We start from the raw sequence: 15,038 nt of genomic DNA on the forward strand, positions 1-15,038 counted from the left end.
AAAGGCGAAACCAATGTTCGCCTTTTCATGTTAACGGATTAACTTATTTTACGTAAGTTAACCAGTGTTCATATTTTGGATTTTTACCTTGAACTGCATCAAAGAAAGTCTTTTGGATTTCAGTGGTAATTGGACCACGGCAGCCTGCACCGATTTGACGGTCATCGTATTCACGAATTGGTGTTACTTCAGCAGCAGTACCAGTGAAGAATGCTTCATCTGCAATATAGAATTCGTCACGTGTAATACGGCGCTCAACAACTTGATACCCAAGATCTCTAGCAATCGTCATCACAGTTTGACGTGTAATACCGTCAAGTGCACCACCAGCGATATCTGGAGTATGTAAAACGCCATCTTTAATTAAGAATACGTTTTCACCAGAACCTTGGCATACATAACCTTGTGGATCCATGAGCATTGCTTCATCGTAACCAGAGTGTGCAACTTCTTGGTGAGCAAGAATTGACAAGGTGTAGTTACCAGATGCTTTTGCTTTACACATAGTCACGTTTGGATGATGGTGAGTAAATGATGAAGTTTTAACGCGAATACCTTTCGCCATTGCTTCATCACCAAGGTATGCACCCCACGCCCATGCTGCTACTGCTGCATGAATTGTGTTATTCGTTGCTGCAATGCCAAGTTTTTCTGAACCGATCCAAATAAGCGGACGTAAATAGCAAGAAGCTAATTTATTTTCACGTACAACATCGATTTGTGCTTGTTCAAGCGCTGCTTGGTCATACGGTACTTTCATTTGATAAATTTTTGCTGAATTTAACAAACGTTTTGTGTGGTCTTGAAGACGGAAAATCGCAGTACCTTTAGGTGTTTCATAAGCACGAACACCCTCAAATACGCCCATACTGTAGTGTAAAGTATGGGTTAAAACGTGAATTTTTGCATCACGCCAATCTATTAATTTTCCATCTTGCCAAATAAAACCATCACGATCAGCCAAATTCATGGAACACTCCAAATTGTTATAAAATCATTCACTATCCAACTCAACCGAGGCGGTTGGGTCTATTAATCTTTGCCATAAATTGCAAACGACCGCACGGGTACTACGCCAGTCCGCTGCGCTTACTTGCATGGATTGATTTGCAAGGGCTAAGCGGTGGCTTTCGGCACGTTCACTAAGATAGGCTCGAATTAATGCTGTGGCATCTTCACTGGATAAGCAGTCTGCTTTAGCAGCATCTTCTAATATTCTTACATTATCAGAATAATGGGCGAGATCGGGTTTCGTCCCGCTCCATGCAAGTACAGCATACTGTGCCATAAATTCGATATCTACGATACCACCTGCGTCCTGTTTTAAATGAAAAATACCATGTTTTTTTTGTTCAGAAGATGAACCTAAGTGGTCTTTCATTTTCTGACGCATTTTCAACACTTCCTCACGAACATAAGCCTCATCTCTAGATTGAGTCAATATCTCGCGGCGAAATATTTCAAATTTTTGGCAGAGGGTTTCATCACCAGCAATAGAACGCGCACGAACTAATGCTTGATGCTCCCAAAGCCATGCACTTTTCAACTGATAATGTTCATAGGCTTTCAGACTGGTCACCAATAAACCAGCTTCCCCTGAAGGTCTTAAGCGCGTATCAATTTCATAGACACGGCCATCGAGTGTTTGCGTGGTCATGAGAGACATGAACTTTTGCGCAACACGCATGGCAAACTCAAAGCCACTAATTGACTTGGTTCCATCCGTATCGGCTTGTTCATCTAAATAGTGAATAAAGACAAGATCCAAGTCAGAACCATAGCCCAGCTCAATACCCCCCACTTTGCCATAACCAATAACAGCAAAGGCTTTGTAGTCGAGCGAGCAGCGTTTTCCCTCAATATCCTTTGGGTAACCATGACGTTTTGCTACGGTCTGGTAAGCTAAATGCAAGGTTGCGTTAACACTCACTTCAGCAATATCTGTTAATGCATCGGAGACTTTCATGAGTGGGCTTTCAGCCAATACATCACTTGCAGCAACCGTGAGTACATTGCTCTTTTTAAAGAGGCGGAGTGCTCGCATTTGGTCTTCGACTTGATCTATCTCAATACGAAGTAACTGCTGACGCAATGAATCTTCTAAGTCCTTACGTTTTGGCAACTCAAAGTCCATTGATAAAAACTCATCCAGCAGTACTGGATATTGCGTTAACTCCTCACAAATCCATGGGCTCACAGTCGCCATTTTCACTAAGCGTTGCAATGCACCTTTACTTTCAATCAGCATGACTAAATACACAGTTCGACGCATGACTGATTCAATCAGCGGCATTAAACGTAATAGTGCTGTTTGAGGTTGTTCGGACTGCAAAATCGCTTCAATCAAATGAGGCCAAAACGTTTTTAAACGCTGCACAGCATTTGAAGGAAGTTTTTTAAGTGCATGTCCATACCAAAACTCATGAATCAAATTTTTTGCATTGTCATCTAACACTTCATCTAACTGCTGCTCCAACTGTCCAAAATTTTCAGTTGCAGCATTAGAGCTAGTATCTTCAATCAGTTGCTTAAACTGAACTTTTACTTTTTGACGTTTCTCGTTAAGCACATCAATAAATTCATTCCAGCTTGCGAAACCCAAGGTATCTATAATGCGTTGTCTTTGTTCCACTTCTTCTGGCAGCAACTGAGTTTGCTGATCATTGAGTGCTTGAATCGCATGTTCAACACGGCGTAAAAATAGGTAAGCATCTTCGAGCTCTAACACGGCCTGTTTTTCTAATAAACCTGCATCACCTATGTGCTCTAGACTGACCAAGCACTGACGGTCTTGTAGCTCACGCTTTGACCCGCCATAAATAAGCTGGAATACCTGAACAATAAACTCAATTTCGCGAATACCGCCTGCTCCGAGTTTAATATCATCCTCAATATGACGACGTAAAACTTCACGCTCAATCATGGCCTTCATGTCACGCATAGCAGCAAAAGCGGTGTAATCGACATAACGACGGAATACAAAAGGACGTGTCATCTCTAACAAGTCCTGCCCTTCTTTACCACCAGTTATAATGCGAGCTTTAATCCATGCATAACGTTCCCATTCACGTCCATGCTGACTTAAATATTTTTCTAAAGCGGCATAACTAATCGCTAATGCAGAACCATCACCCCAAGGGCGTAGACGCATGTCTACCCGAAACACAAAACCATCTGCGGTAATGTGCTCAAGTAAATAAATCAGTTTTTGTCCCCACAAAATACAGAACTGCTGTACATCAATGCATTTACGGCCATTAGTTTCGCCCTGTTCATCAAAAGCAAAAATCAGGTCGATATCACTCGACAAATTAAGCTCTTGTGCCCCAAGCTTGCCCATGGCAACTACAATCAAATCTTGAACTTTGCCAGAGTAACTCATCGGTTCACCGTGTTTCGCCACAAGTGCTACACGTGCAAAATCCTTTGCTGCACAAATACTGGCATCAGCAAAATCAGAAAGTTCGCGAGTGAGTGTGACAACATCGGTAAGTTGATTGGCATCTTGCCAAATCCAGCGGAACATTAAACGACTGCGTAAAATGCGAAGTGCTCGCATCCAGGTTGTTTCATCGCCAATGCCATCAAGGGTTGTTTCTACAAATTGGTAAATTTGTTCAGTTGAGAGCGGTGCAGTAAATTGATCTATTTGATAATCTTGTTCTAAAACAGTTTGATGCAAGCCTAAAACTTGTTCTGCGTACTGACTCGCACGCAATGTTTTTTGTAACTGCTCCGCATTCATATAAAAAGCTCTTTTCCTCAGACTCTCTTTTTAGTTATAGCAGTTAGAGTAGTAGTAGGAAAAGGGATTAGACTAATTTTGCTTCCGATGAAGAATGATGTTCGCTAAGTGTCTCATGACTGTCTTGAGCTGTAGGTAATAAAACTTTAAATGTCGTTCCAATACCCTTTTGGGAATTCACACTAATTTCCCCTTGGTTAATTTCGACAAAACGCTTACAAAGACTTAAACCTAAACCAGCACCTTTTTCACCAGCGGTGCCTTTGAAACTTGCTGTAATACGAGGATGAAACAAATTTGCCATTTGCTGCTCGGTCATGCCTAAACCCGTATCTCGAACAGTAATTTCTACATTTGCGTCGACCTGTCTAGCCTCAATAAAGACTTTACCCGACCCATCAATGTCAGTAAATTTCAGCGCATTTGACACTAAGTTTTGAATCACAGAAGTCATCATGTTGATATCGGCATAGATTTTTAAATCTTCCGGCACATCATTAACCAGTTCAATATTTTTCTTTAAAGCTAAAGTACGCAGTACATCACAAACGATATTGCTCACTTGTCTAAGCTTGAAATTAATGGGGTGATAAACAAAACGTCCACCCTCTGCCATTGCCCATGTCAGCAAACTTTCCAATAAGTTATAGGTCGATTGTGAGGTGTCGTATAAATAATCTGCAATATTTTGAATACTAGACTCATCTAAAGTTTCACGCTCTTTGGCAAGTACCTCAGAAAACCCCAGCAGTCCATGAAACGGCGCACGTAGATCATGTGAAATAATCGAGAAAAATTTTGTTTTACTTGAATTAATAGCAACCTGTTGTTCATAAAGTTCGTTTAACTCTTCGTAGTTAAACTTTAACTCGACTTGCTGCATAAACGTAGAACAATAATCGAGTAATAATTGAATATTATCATCTTCAAAAGTTGCTTCATCGTCATCAAAAAAGACAGCAAAACCCATAGAAGTTTTATCAGGGTGGAGAAGATGTACGGCTAAGGCTCGGCTGCATTCAATATTTAATTCTTTCAAATAATTGGTTAAATTTTGATAGGAAGGATGTGAGTGATTAATCACTTGTTGTTTAGCAAAGCACTGTTTTATATGTTTCGATGGTTTAAAAGAAATTGCAGTTATGCCTTCAGGACAACGGTGCCAAAAGTAAGGTTCTTGATTAAAAGTTAATAAGGCTTTTTGACATTTCAACAGGCGAAGACTAAATCGGAAAAATTGCTCGATATAGTTCTGCTCGGCATTTAATCCAAGTAATAGTGATATTCTGCAAGCACTTAATTGCTCAACCTGATGTAGTTCTAAACGCTGGAATGTCATTTGCCCGCCTCACAGATTTTGTCGTTGTTGGTCGGAACCGCTCTTTGAGAAATGTACTTATAATCATTATGATCTACTACAAACTTTAACACAGTACATAAAAAGAGCAACGTTCTTTTCGAAATAGAAATGTGAAGTTTCAATTAAAGGTTTTCAGATACATAAAGTGGGTATGATTGAGAAAAATACAACAAATGTTTGAAGGTGAAGAGTTGAAAGACGTTAGAAATGCGAGTTTATAAATAGTATTCTTTCAAAAAAGGCCAATAACTTGGCCTTTTTCAGATTATTATTTTTAATGATTTAACTATCTTGCTTGGACATTATAACCATACAGTTGAATACCAGCGTCCATATCCACAGTATAATTACGACTCTAATTTTTGTTTAGCCTTTATCTCATCCATTGGTAGAACAATCTTTTTTATTTTCCAGCTCAAACCATCACGCTCCATAATGATTTTCATATCCTTACCATTTTCTTTATTTTTCAAAGTTACTTCAAACATATTCATTGATAAATACCGAGTTTTGTATTCTATCTTTGGGGTATCTGTGCTTTCTTTAGGTGTATCTTCTATATTCCCAGCTAAACTTTTTCTAAGATCCTTCCCTTGTAGCATTAAGGTCATACCTTCAGGTGTTACTACCGCATCAACCATCTTTTCGGCCAAAGTTGAAGCCATCATTGCACCTAAAGCTTCCCAACCATTTGCTTCTTTAGTCGTGATTCCTTTTAACATATAAGTATTCATCTGATCTTTGAGACTTTGGCGTACGCTTGTATAGTCAATATAAGCAGAAACCTTTTCACTATCATTTTCTTTCAATGCATTCTTAATACTATTTAAGATGATATAAGGCGAAGCATATAAATATCCAAAAATCAAAATGATTAACCCGAAGATAATCCCTATAATTTTTTTATTCATCATTTACTCTCTAATTGTAAAATAGTGGGTAGAAAAATAATCCTACCTAAATGGTATGTCACATCTTCTCTTTTATATTCTACTGAAAAATCACAGCTCAAGACTTTGAATAAAGAATAAATCTGTCAATTTCACTAAAATTATAGATCATCACTTATTTTCACAAATCATCTCCCAAATGAAATTTCATAAGAGATCTAAACTTTGCTATAAATTAAGCATTAACAATAAAAAAGCTAAATTATAATTAATAGGCAATCATTTTAAACCCAACAAAAAACCCCTAAGCCGTTAGCTTAGGGGTTTTCGTAGAATCATAAGATTCTGAATCTTGGTCCGAGGGTCGGACTCAAATAAAAACATAAATAACTGATAAATATCAAATAATATAATAACATAACAAACAGGGATCCATCAAGGGGACCAAAAAAGTTATCTAATCCAAAGATGAATTCTTAAGTTAGAGTACCTAAGTGATATAAAAATTGGACTAATTTGTTTAAAAGTAAAGTAATACTTATGATACCTAACACCTTTAATAAGTCTGATCAAACCACCCTTATTTACCCACTATCTCTACTCCTCGGAATGAACTAGATTCAATCAGTATATAGTAGTAAAAACTCTTCACTTGAGGAAAATGAAGAGCTATAAATGAATACATGTATAGTATATAAAGCAATCAATGATCTTTTTAAAAGTATTTTAATTTAAGAGATTCATTAACCAATAATAGAGATTTTTTAATTTAGTCCAAAGGCTATTGCTAGAGTAATCATATTGGTTAGTGCCACAATATGTACCTTTTTCTAGATCTGCTTTAGCTTCTAATAATACAGTTTTTCCTTCGGAATTTTGATTTACACATATTCGTTGATTATACTCTTGATCAGTTTCAAGCCAAATGGAATAGGGCAAATTCTCTTTAAACTCTGATTTATTAATTTTAATACAGTTCTCTTCAATAATAGGCATTTTAAGATTCAAATAAGTTTTTGAATAAGAATCATGAAAGGCATTAATTCCATCTACTTTCCCCATGTAAATCAACGTTTTGTCATCGGGTGTTTTATCATAACCTCCTTTTGTAAATACACAGACATCATTGTCTTTAATTTTTGCATATAGGGTGGCATATGGAGAGGCGCTAACAGCACTACTAATAAAAATTAGTAAATATAATAATTTCATAGAAATTTAACTCGATGGCAATAGAGATTTATCATTAGGATTTTCTAAAAATTCTTTTAAAGTATATAAAACATAAGGTTCTAATTTAAGACTAAGTTGATGATGTCTTCTAGTAGGCTTTGCATATCTTAGAAACTTAGCATCAAAATAATGTTCTATAATACGCCCCTGTTGTTCGTAGTTAAATTCATTAAATTTTTTATATAAGTCTCTACCTCTTAAATCTGTTGCATATGGTGATATATCTTCACCTCTACTTGCATCAGGGGAGCCAACTGTTTTGAAATATTCACCACGGCAGACACGTTTTACTTTATTCATACCTTGAAAGCCTAATGCATTCTGCCAGACATGTGTTACCTCATGCATAAACCAATGTCTCAATGATGGATCTGCTGTTGTAAAATCAGGATTGTCTATATAATCTTTTCGTGGAAGAGTAATAATATGACCAAAGGGAGTAATAGCATTACCAGATAAACTCTGTACAAAACCTCCCATAACGATCCAAATTTTTTTATAGTCAATCGAATCTTTAAAGACTGATTTACACATTATAATTTCTCTATCAGTTAGCCTTCTTCGTGTCACAATATTTATTGTTTTTGTTGGTGCTGGTCCTTTCTTTTTCAATTCTTCTAGTGTTTCACTCATTGAAAATATTTTTTCACGAGTATCAATTTCATTCTTATTTGTAAAAATATCAGCCATGGTCATGTTCCTCATATATGATATGAATTTGGATTTCTTCTTTATTTTCGCTAGTAATTAAATCTGTAAAGCCTTTTGCATCCGTTTTCCCATGAATAATATTTCCACCTTTTTCTACTTCATAACATACATTGCTTAAAGGCTCTCCTGTTAGCTCATCTTGCAATAAGAATCTCTGACCATATTGAAGGGTAGGAACAAAACTAGAATTATTTGTATTATCTGATGATCGGCTATAAGGACTACCACTATCCCCTACAACATGAGACTGTTGTGGTTGAATAGTTGCTCCACATGATAGCTTATCACCTGCATATGCCACTGGCTTACCATCCATAATTATATGGTCATGGCTTTTAATAACTACAGACCAACACCTGCATTTAGGACACATATGACCATCACCAGCTCTAACAAATAAGTTTCCCATTTGAGAAGTTCTCATTTGAGTAGATGGAATAATTCCACCATGATCTGTAATAGCATTATGGATTGCAAAACCTTTAGCCATGATTTACTCCTTAAAATTAGTCATGACTTAAAAAGTTTTTAGGCTTTGGTTGATCTTTATAAATTCTGATAGCGACAGAAGTATTAGGACTATCAATAATTTCATCACCATTTTCTAAGCGACTACCTACTAATGCTACTGGTAAGCCTTCAACAACGCATGCTGTACCAGCACCAGAGATAATCTTAGAGGTTGTACCATCTGCATAAATAACTTCATCACCTACACGAGCAATAGATAATCCTTTAATTTTTGAACTGTTAGATGATGCATTAACTAACCCCCCATTCATGGATTTAGCACCATGTACAGCAACATGGTAAATAGTATGAGGTTTATTATTCCAATAGAGTTGTTCAGCATTAGAAATTTGTTGAATATCATTTTCTGAAAGCTTTTCTAATTGTTCAATAGGAAGGTCTTTTAAAAAAATAGGATTTGTCATTATGTTTCCTGATCTAATTTTCAATACAATAATATCAAAACTCACTTAAATTAAAAAATAAATAATATGTAAATAATGAAATTGACATTTGGAAATATTATTTGATTATCCTCTATAAGAAGAAATATTATCGATTATCTTTTCAAGATTATATACAGAATTATGAGTTTAGCGACGATAGCTGACGCTATATTTCAATTAAAAGCAAAAGTAATTTATAGCAATAAAAAACGGCGTATATGATTACGCCGTAATATGGTTCTCGAATAGGAAATTATGATTATTCATTTTTATATAGCTTATCTATTGTACTGTCACAACAATATTTCCTCCCTTATCTTCTATCTCATATTTATGTTGATAGTTATTACACTGCATTGTATAGCCTCCCCCACGAATATATGGAATTGCAGAAGATACAGTGTCACACTTATAACCATTAACAAGTACAGCAAGAATAAGCTGTGAAAGAATATCTTCATCAATTTTTGAGTTAATTATTGCTTCTGGTTCTACCTTATATTGCAAGTTACCGAATGACTGTTTAACGGAACTTTCTCTTACTTCATTAGTTTTTTTATTCTTACCACAGATAAAATTAAAGGTATCACCTGTGCTTGCTTCGGACACAGGAGTAAACCACGAACCTTTTTCAGAATAATTCTTTATATTATCAATACTATCTCCTTCTCCTAGAACCCGCATCTTCCCAGTCTTACATTTGATTTCATACTTATTAAACAGGGTCTGCTCTACACCAATTCTTTTATAAATAACAATGAATCCATCATTATTACTTTCTTTGCTTACTAAAAAATATTTGCCTCTATCTGATGAATCACTAATAGGGATAGGTACTTCCACTTCCTTGCTCTCTGTACCTTTAATCTCACTTTCTGTTTGTGTAACTATTGGAGAATACTCATCCGTATTCCATGATGAACTAATCGCTAAAGAAGCTAAAAAAACAATTAGAACTACTATTATCAATAGGACTACTCCAGCTTTACCTTGCTGTTTCGATGACATAAACAAGCTCTTTTTTCTGTTATAGAAATTATTTTCCATATTTCCCCCAAAATAATATTTGTATCAGCAATCATACATAGAGCATCAAAAAATGTCACTTATAGAGTGTGCTCTTATATAGCGGGTTATTATAGGGAGTGGTCTTATAAGAGGTGAAATTCTAAGATCCTTTCTATTTGTGTATGTAGCTAAGCAATGGAAGAAAACCCTTTAATCTTATTTGGATTGCGGTTAAGAGAACTTAGAAAAATTAAGGGAATTTCTCAGGAGCGTTTAGCTTTAGAAAGTGGTATTGGTAGAAGTTATCTTGGTGAAGTAGAAAGAGGGAAACGAAATATTGCTCTACTTAATATTCATAAACTGGCTAAAGCTTTAAAAATTGAACCTAGTCTATTATTAGAAAGACCAGAGTTAGACCAAAATTAATATATTTAATCTTTAACGGATGGTTGTAGTTTCTCATCTTGTAATGTGTCAAACGAGCCTGTAAATTATTTTGTGTAAGTTCCATTTTTTATAAATGATCTTTTAATCGATCATCGAACTGAATCGTAAACCAATTCATTGCTAAACGCCAATTTTGAATTGGCATCGTCCATTTCTTCGCAGCATTTGATGTTGCTAAGTAAATGACCTTCTTTACTGAGTCATCAGATGAAAAGATTTTCCTTTTCTTCGTTGAATGGCGTATTACGCTATTCAACGACTCAATCGCATTTGTTGTATAAATTGCATGACGTATTTCGGCTGGATAGCTAAAGATCGTTCGGATATTTTCCCAATTGGCCCGCCAGGATTCTCCAATTTTGGGATACTGGTGATTCCATTGATCACAGAAGATGTCTAGGGATTTTAAAGCATTTTCCTCTGTACTTGCCTGATAAATCGCTTTCAGACCCGACGTAACAGCTTTGTAGTCTTTCCAGCTTACAAATCTCAGGCTATTGCGTACAACATGCACGATACACAGTTGAATATCAGTATGAGGGTAAACAGAGGCTATCGCGTCAGGGAAGCCTTTTAATCCATCTACACAGGCAACAAGAATGTCCTGTACTCCTCGATTTTTTAGCTCTGTCATGACTGACAGCCAGAATTTGGCACCTTCTGTCTGAGCAATCCACATACCCAGTAATTCTTTTTGCCCATCCATATTGATGCCTAAAGCAAGGTATACGGACTTGTTAATCACATTGGAGTGCTGACGGACTTTGACAACAATACAGTCAAGATAGACAACAGGATAAAGGCTATCTAAGGCTCTATTTTGCCACTCAGTCACTTGCTCAATCACAGCATCGGTAACTTTGCTGATGAGAGATGCTGACACATCGGCATCGTACATTTCTTTGAAGAAGGCTACAATTTCCCTATTAGTCATTCCTTTTGCATACAGTGAGAGGATTTGGTCATCCATACTGGTGATGCGTGTTTGGTGCTTTTTTATAATTTGTGGCTCAAATGAACCTTCTCGATCACGGGGAATATCTAAAGCCAGTTGTCCATCTTGAGTTGTAATGGTTTTAGAACTAAACCCATTACGGCTATTTGAGCCTTTCTTGGGCTGATGCTTTTCATAACCGAGATGGTCTGAAAGTTCAGTATTGAGTGCAGTTTCAATCATGAATTTTTTAAAGACTGCTGTCATTTGGTTTAAGTCTTCTGGTGTTTTTAGACCTTTAGCCAATTCGGCAGCCATACTTTTGATTGTTGCTTCATCCATGTGAAGTACCTTTTGTAATTATCCTCTGAAGGATAAATGAAAATTAAGTACTTACACAAAATTTAGAACAGTCCCTGTCAAACATTTTTAGTTGTTATAACTCAATGACACATCTTCATACTCTTTACAGACTATGAACCTTCGCTTAACTGTATGTAGCTGTACGCATCATACTTTTCCAATTTTCATACCATTCTACTATCTCTTGGTAATCATAATAGACAGCAGCTTGTCTTGTGACTCCCTCCTTCATGCCCTTCGGAAAATTTTCATCTTCTCTTTCCATTCTACTTAACTTATCTCTACTCACTCCCAATAAGGTGCATACTTCATTTTTTGTTAAACGAAGTGGCACTCTTAACACATTTTGAGTCACTCTCAGACTTTGATTTAAAGAACCCATCTTTAACACACCTCTCACTCTCATATAGATCAATTTAAACAGCCGTTATAAGAGATTACAGCCACTTAACACTAACAATATAGGGTTGTAGCCACCATGCTATCAAACGCGCTCTATGGCAACTACAAGAGCCTTTAAAAGCACATAAAACAATGATTCTCTCATTAATAAACTATTTTAATGCTAAGAGGTCATAATGTATAACTAAAGGTATTCATTAATAATTTTATTAATTTTTTTATAAAAATTAACATCACTTGTTCAGCTTAACCCTGAATCCTCCACCCTCTAAATTAATCACCTTAAGGTTAGAAATATCTAGACAATAATTTTTATAGAGCATGAGTGGGAAACAACACTCTGTTTACTTAATAATTTATACTTAGAGACAAATTCCTCCCTTTAAATGATAAGAAAGAATACCTTTTAGATTACTCCCCCCCTTCAAACCCCTTATTTTCTTTTTTACCTTTTAACTCCTTTTCAAGTATCTTTTTTCTTAGGCTAAATACTTAACATACTTAGTTAAAACTTAAGTTAAGCATTTTTTACTTTAAGAATTGAAAATTAAAATTGTAATTACATTTATTAACATTACAGAATTTATTATCTTCTTATAAAACTCGATCGATTTATACCTGAGTAACGATTAAATTTTCTTCCCTTGATTTCGTAATATGAAGAAAAATCATGTAATGCTTGTATTCGGATTTTTTCGATTGCTCTCAGTACATCTTGTTCACCCAATAATCTGGCTTTAATATTTACTTCATCTCCATATATGGCTTCTACAATTCCATGTAACAACTCTTCTTCAATTTTTGCTGATGCATGAAAGGTAATATAAATTTGTACGAAATTTTTTCTTCTATATTGTGTTTGAAACCCTCTTATTAGAGTGACATTCATTTTCCTAAGCTCAAAAAGAATGCCTATATTAGAAACTTTTCTTCTTAATTTATCTCTAAACTTATCCAATCCTGATAAGATAATTTCCTCGGCTCTAGTTTTATCCTCTTCTCTATCCGCTCCTTCTAATCGAGGAAATACACTATATTGATAGAGCCACTGGTGATCTCTCAACTCAGTAATTAATTTTCTCTTTCTTTTTTCTGCTGATGTTTCACTCATAATTTCTTCTCCCCAATAATTACTAATTAATAACTTTAAATACTAATTAAGTTATATCTAACTAGTATATCTATCTAATACCTATAACTAGTGATAGTTTTTTAAGAAAAAACCAACATAAAATTAACAAGATTTCTTTTAATGAAACCCTTATGGTGCAACTGTTTGACAGGCTTTCATACCATTAAAATAAATAGCATCAAAAGAAGCACCAGAATGGCGGATTAGTGCGGTAAAATCCCTATTTTTTAAACTATTTGTGCAATCACCTGCATTCCGATAATTACCCCTCTATAGCCCCAAGTCTTAGACGTCTCCCATACTCATGCGGACTTATATAATCTCCATTCTCTAATAGCACTCAACCAATCACTCCATACTTGCATAATTTTTTCTCTTTCTTCTAGATACTCAGCAATATGTGTATAAGCTCCGACTGTCTCATTTCTCTCTTGATGACTCATCTGCTTTTCCAAAGCATCTCTCGAAAACATTGACATCTCACCTAGTGCAGATCGAGCTAATGCCCTAAAACCATGAAAACTAATTTCATCTTTTGAATATCCCATACGGCGTAGAGCATCATTAGGTGTATTTTCACTAATAAAATTACGCTTATTATTTGGACTTGGAAAAACAAAATCATAGCTACCACTGTACTGATATATTTGTTTTAATATTTCTATAGATTGTTCAGATAGTGGAACAAGATGCTCTACCTTCATCTTCGCACCTCTATCAGAATGTTTCACTCCCTCAATCAATGTACGACTAGATGGTATTCTCCATACTTTCATTTCTAAATCGATTTCATTCCACCTAGCAAAACGTATTTCTGATGATCTAAGAAAAGTATGTAATCCCAATAATAGACATAATTTAGTTAAGGGATTACCACTATCTGCTTTAATACGCCGTATCAGTTGAGGAATTAGGTCTAATGATCTAAAAGTCGCTCTATGGCTCTTTCTAGCAGACAAATCCATATCTTCTAAATCACGAGCTATATTTGTTTGTATATAGCTGTGTTGAACAGCGTAACTATAAACTTGAATCAATGAGGCTCTAATCCTTTGAGCATTATCAGGAGAATGGTCATAAATTACATTTAAAGCATCTTTTAAATCCCTAAGTGTAATTTGTTCAATTGTTTTATCTTTGAACTTAGGAAATAAGTGATTTTCAAATTTTCTTAATTGCTTGCTTTTAGTATCTTCACTTAGAGGCTTTCTAACTGCATAAGCATCAAGCCAAACTCTAACTACATTTTCTAAAGTATTTACATTATTTTTCTTTGCTAAAAGAATAGAAAGTTGCTCTTTAGGATCCGATCCCTCTGCAAGCATTGTTAAAAATTCATGTCTTTTTTCTCTAGCTTTAGCCAAAGATAATGCAGGATAAGCACCTAACGTAATCTTTTCTCTTTTACCATTTACCCTACTTGTATATCTAAAAATCCAAGTTTTCGCTCCTGTTGAACGTACTCTAAGACACAATCCACTTCCATCAGATTCTAGATATTCTTGATCTTTAGGTCTTAGAGAGGCACATCTAGTATCTGTTAAAGGACGAACTTGCTTAGCCATAAAAAATAGACATAAACTTACTGGGGACCAATAAGGGTACCCATTTCTAGATGGTATAGCAATGTATAAAAAGCGATATAAACTTAAGAATGGAGGCTAATCAACAGATTTTTAACGATTAATTACTTTATAATTTTATATATCGTTAAATATATGGTCCCGAGGGTCGGACTCGAACCGACACGTCATCTCTGACAGCGGATTTTGAGTCCGCCGCGTCTACCAATTTCACCACCTCGGGAGAGGAAGTATGTTTGTGTTGCGTATATTAGCGCGTTTGTAAAACTTGTCA

14 protein-coding genes and 1 tRNA gene are annotated in these 15,038 nt (G+C 35.6%); 1 reads left to right on the top strand and 14 read right to left on the bottom strand.

Translation table 11 applies throughout. The annotated features are described in order from the left end of the window. Positions 1-43 precede the first annotated feature (43 nt). The 9 genes from ABLB96_RS18150 to ABLB96_RS18190 form a co-directional block, all read right to left on the bottom strand. Positions 44-970: a branched-chain amino acid transaminase gene (locus tag ABLB96_RS18150; RefSeq protein WP_348896204.1), complete on the bottom strand. Its 927-nt coding sequence runs from the start codon at positions 968-970 to the stop codon at positions 44-46. 24 nt (positions 971-994) lie between these two features. Further along, on the bottom strand, positions 995-3,745 hold the full coding sequence (glnE, locus tag ABLB96_RS18155) for a bifunctional [glutamate--ammonia ligase]-adenylyl-L-tyrosine phosphorylase/[glutamate--ammonia-ligase] adenylyltransferase (protein WP_348896205.1): 2,751 nt from the start codon (positions 3,743-3,745) through the stop codon (positions 995-997). Positions 3,746-3,812: 67 nt separating this feature from the next. Further along, positions 3,813-5,084: a HAMP domain-containing sensor histidine kinase gene (locus ABLB96_RS18160; protein ID WP_348896206.1), complete on the bottom strand. Its 1,272-nt coding sequence runs from the start codon at positions 5,082-5,084 to the stop codon at positions 3,813-3,815. Between the two features lie 368 nt (positions 5,085-5,452). Further along, the gene (locus ABLB96_RS18165; RefSeq protein ID WP_348896207.1) at positions 5,453-6,019 is read right to left on the bottom strand and encodes a DUF2939 domain-containing protein; all 567 of its coding nucleotides are present in this window, start codon (positions 6,017-6,019) and stop codon (positions 5,453-5,455) included. Between the two features lie 702 nt (positions 6,020-6,721). Then, positions 6,722-7,207, bottom strand: a complete 486-nt coding sequence (locus ABLB96_RS18170; RefSeq protein WP_348896208.1) for an NF045616 family extracytoplasmic (lipo)protein — start codon at positions 7,205-7,207, stop codon at positions 6,722-6,724. A 6-nt stretch (positions 7,208-7,213) separates the two neighbouring features. Then, a complete protein-coding gene (locus tag ABLB96_RS18175) occupies positions 7,214-7,918 on the bottom strand; it encodes a hypothetical protein (RefSeq protein WP_348896209.1) in 705 nt (234 codons plus the stop codon). Further along, a complete protein-coding gene (locus tag ABLB96_RS18180) occupies positions 7,911-8,429 on the bottom strand; it encodes a PAAR domain-containing protein (RefSeq protein ID WP_348896210.1) in 519 nt (172 codons plus the stop codon). Before ABLB96_RS18180 ends, ABLB96_RS18175 begins: the two co-directional genes overlap by 8 nt. A 16-nt stretch (positions 8,430-8,445) precedes the next feature. Continuing rightward, positions 8,446-8,874 carry a PAAR domain-containing protein gene (locus tag ABLB96_RS18185; RefSeq protein ID WP_348896211.1) on the bottom strand — a complete coding sequence of 143 codons (429 nt, stop codon included), beginning with the start codon at positions 8,872-8,874 and terminating at the stop codon, positions 8,446-8,448. A 303-nt stretch (positions 8,875-9,177) separates the two neighbouring features. Further along, positions 9,178-9,903 carry a hypothetical protein gene (locus tag ABLB96_RS18190; protein WP_348896212.1) on the bottom strand — a complete coding sequence of 242 codons (726 nt, stop codon included), beginning with the start codon at positions 9,901-9,903 and terminating at the stop codon, positions 9,178-9,180. A gap of 195 nt (positions 9,904-10,098) precedes the next feature. On the opposite strand from ABLB96_RS18190, the gene ABLB96_RS18195 reads away from it, so the two are divergent. Further along, on the top strand, positions 10,099-10,329 hold the full coding sequence (locus tag ABLB96_RS18195) for a helix-turn-helix transcriptional regulator (RefSeq protein ID WP_348896213.1): 231 nt from the start codon (positions 10,099-10,101) through the stop codon (positions 10,327-10,329). An 88-nt stretch (positions 10,330-10,417) separates the two neighbouring features. On the opposite strand, the gene ABLB96_RS18200 is transcribed toward ABLB96_RS18195, so the two are convergent. The 5 genes from ABLB96_RS18200 to ABLB96_RS18220 form a co-directional block, all read right to left on the bottom strand. Next, the gene (locus tag ABLB96_RS18200; RefSeq protein WP_000343018.1) at positions 10,418-11,626 is read right to left on the bottom strand and encodes an IS256-like element ISAba26 family transposase; all 1,209 of its coding nucleotides are present in this window, start codon (positions 11,624-11,626) and stop codon (positions 10,418-10,420) included. 145 nt (positions 11,627-11,771) lie between these two features. After that, positions 11,772-12,029, bottom strand: a complete 258-nt coding sequence (locus ABLB96_RS18205; RefSeq protein ID WP_348898340.1) for a helix-turn-helix transcriptional regulator — start codon at positions 12,027-12,029, stop codon at positions 11,772-11,774. A 606-nt stretch (positions 12,030-12,635) separates the two neighbouring features. After that, positions 12,636-13,160, bottom strand: coding sequence for a hypothetical protein (locus tag ABLB96_RS18210; protein ID WP_348898341.1), 525 nt, complete (start codon positions 13,158-13,160; stop codon positions 12,636-12,638). A 323-nt stretch (positions 13,161-13,483) separates the two neighbouring features. Continuing rightward, complete coding sequence (locus tag ABLB96_RS18215; RefSeq protein ID WP_348898342.1) at positions 13,484-14,746, bottom strand: integrase arm-type DNA-binding domain-containing protein; 1,263 nt, start codon at positions 14,744-14,746, stop codon at positions 13,484-13,486. A gap of 154 nt (positions 14,747-14,900) precedes the next feature. Continuing rightward, positions 14,901-14,987 (bottom strand) — tRNA-Leu (locus ABLB96_RS18220). Positions 14,988-15,038 lie beyond the last annotated feature (51 nt).

The organism is Acinetobacter sp. XH1741, assembly GCF_041021895.1.
Taxonomy (GTDB): domain Bacteria; phylum Pseudomonadota; class Gammaproteobacteria; order Pseudomonadales; family Moraxellaceae; genus Acinetobacter.

Excerpts from the sequence above, each read along its gene's own strand:
- ABLB96_RS18210 (WP_348898341.1), bottom strand. The coding sequence starts at position 13,160 with ATGAGTGAAACATCAGCAGAAAAAAGAAAGAGAAAATTAATTACTGAG.
- ABLB96_RS18200 (WP_000343018.1), bottom strand. The coding sequence starts at position 11,626 with ATGGATGAAGCAACAATCAAAAGTATGGCTGCCGAATTGGCTAAAGGT.
- ABLB96_RS18165 (WP_348896207.1), bottom strand. The coding sequence starts at position 6,019 with ATGATGAATAAAAAAATTATAGGGATTATCTTCGGGTTAATCATTTTG.
- ABLB96_RS18170 (WP_348896208.1), bottom strand. The coding sequence starts at position 7,207 with ATGAAATTATTATATTTACTAATTTTTATTAGTAGTGCTGTTAGCGCC.
- glnE (WP_348896205.1), bottom strand. The coding sequence starts at position 3,745 with ATGAATGCGGAGCAGTTACAAAAAACATTGCGTGCGAGTCAGTACGCA.
- ABLB96_RS18150 (WP_348896204.1), bottom strand. The coding sequence starts at position 970 with ATGAATTTGGCTGATCGTGATGGTTTTATTTGGCAAGATGGAAAATTA.
- ABLB96_RS18190 (WP_348896212.1), bottom strand. The coding sequence starts at position 9,903 with ATGTCATCGAAACAGCAAGGTAAAGCTGGAGTAGTCCTATTGATAATA.
- ABLB96_RS18180 (WP_348896210.1), bottom strand. The coding sequence starts at position 8,429 with ATGGCTAAAGGTTTTGCAATCCATAATGCTATTACAGATCATGGTGGA.
- ABLB96_RS18195 (WP_348896213.1), top strand. The coding sequence starts at position 10,099 with ATGGAAGAAAACCCTTTAATCTTATTTGGATTGCGGTTAAGAGAACTT.
- ABLB96_RS18215 (WP_348898342.1), bottom strand. The coding sequence starts at position 14,746 with ATGGCTAAGCAAGTTCGTCCTTTAACAGATACTAGATGTGCCTCTCTA.
- ABLB96_RS18185 (WP_348896211.1), bottom strand. The coding sequence starts at position 8,874 with ATGACAAATCCTATTTTTTTAAAAGACCTTCCTATTGAACAATTAGAA.
- ABLB96_RS18205 (WP_348898340.1), bottom strand. The coding sequence starts at position 12,029 with ATGGGTTCTTTAAATCAAAGTCTGAGAGTGACTCAAAATGTGTTAAGA.
- ABLB96_RS18175 (WP_348896209.1), bottom strand. The coding sequence starts at position 7,918 with ATGGCTGATATTTTTACAAATAAGAATGAAATTGATACTCGTGAAAAA.
- ABLB96_RS18160 (WP_348896206.1), bottom strand. The coding sequence starts at position 5,084 with ATGACATTCCAGCGTTTAGAACTACATCAGGTTGAGCAATTAAGTGCT.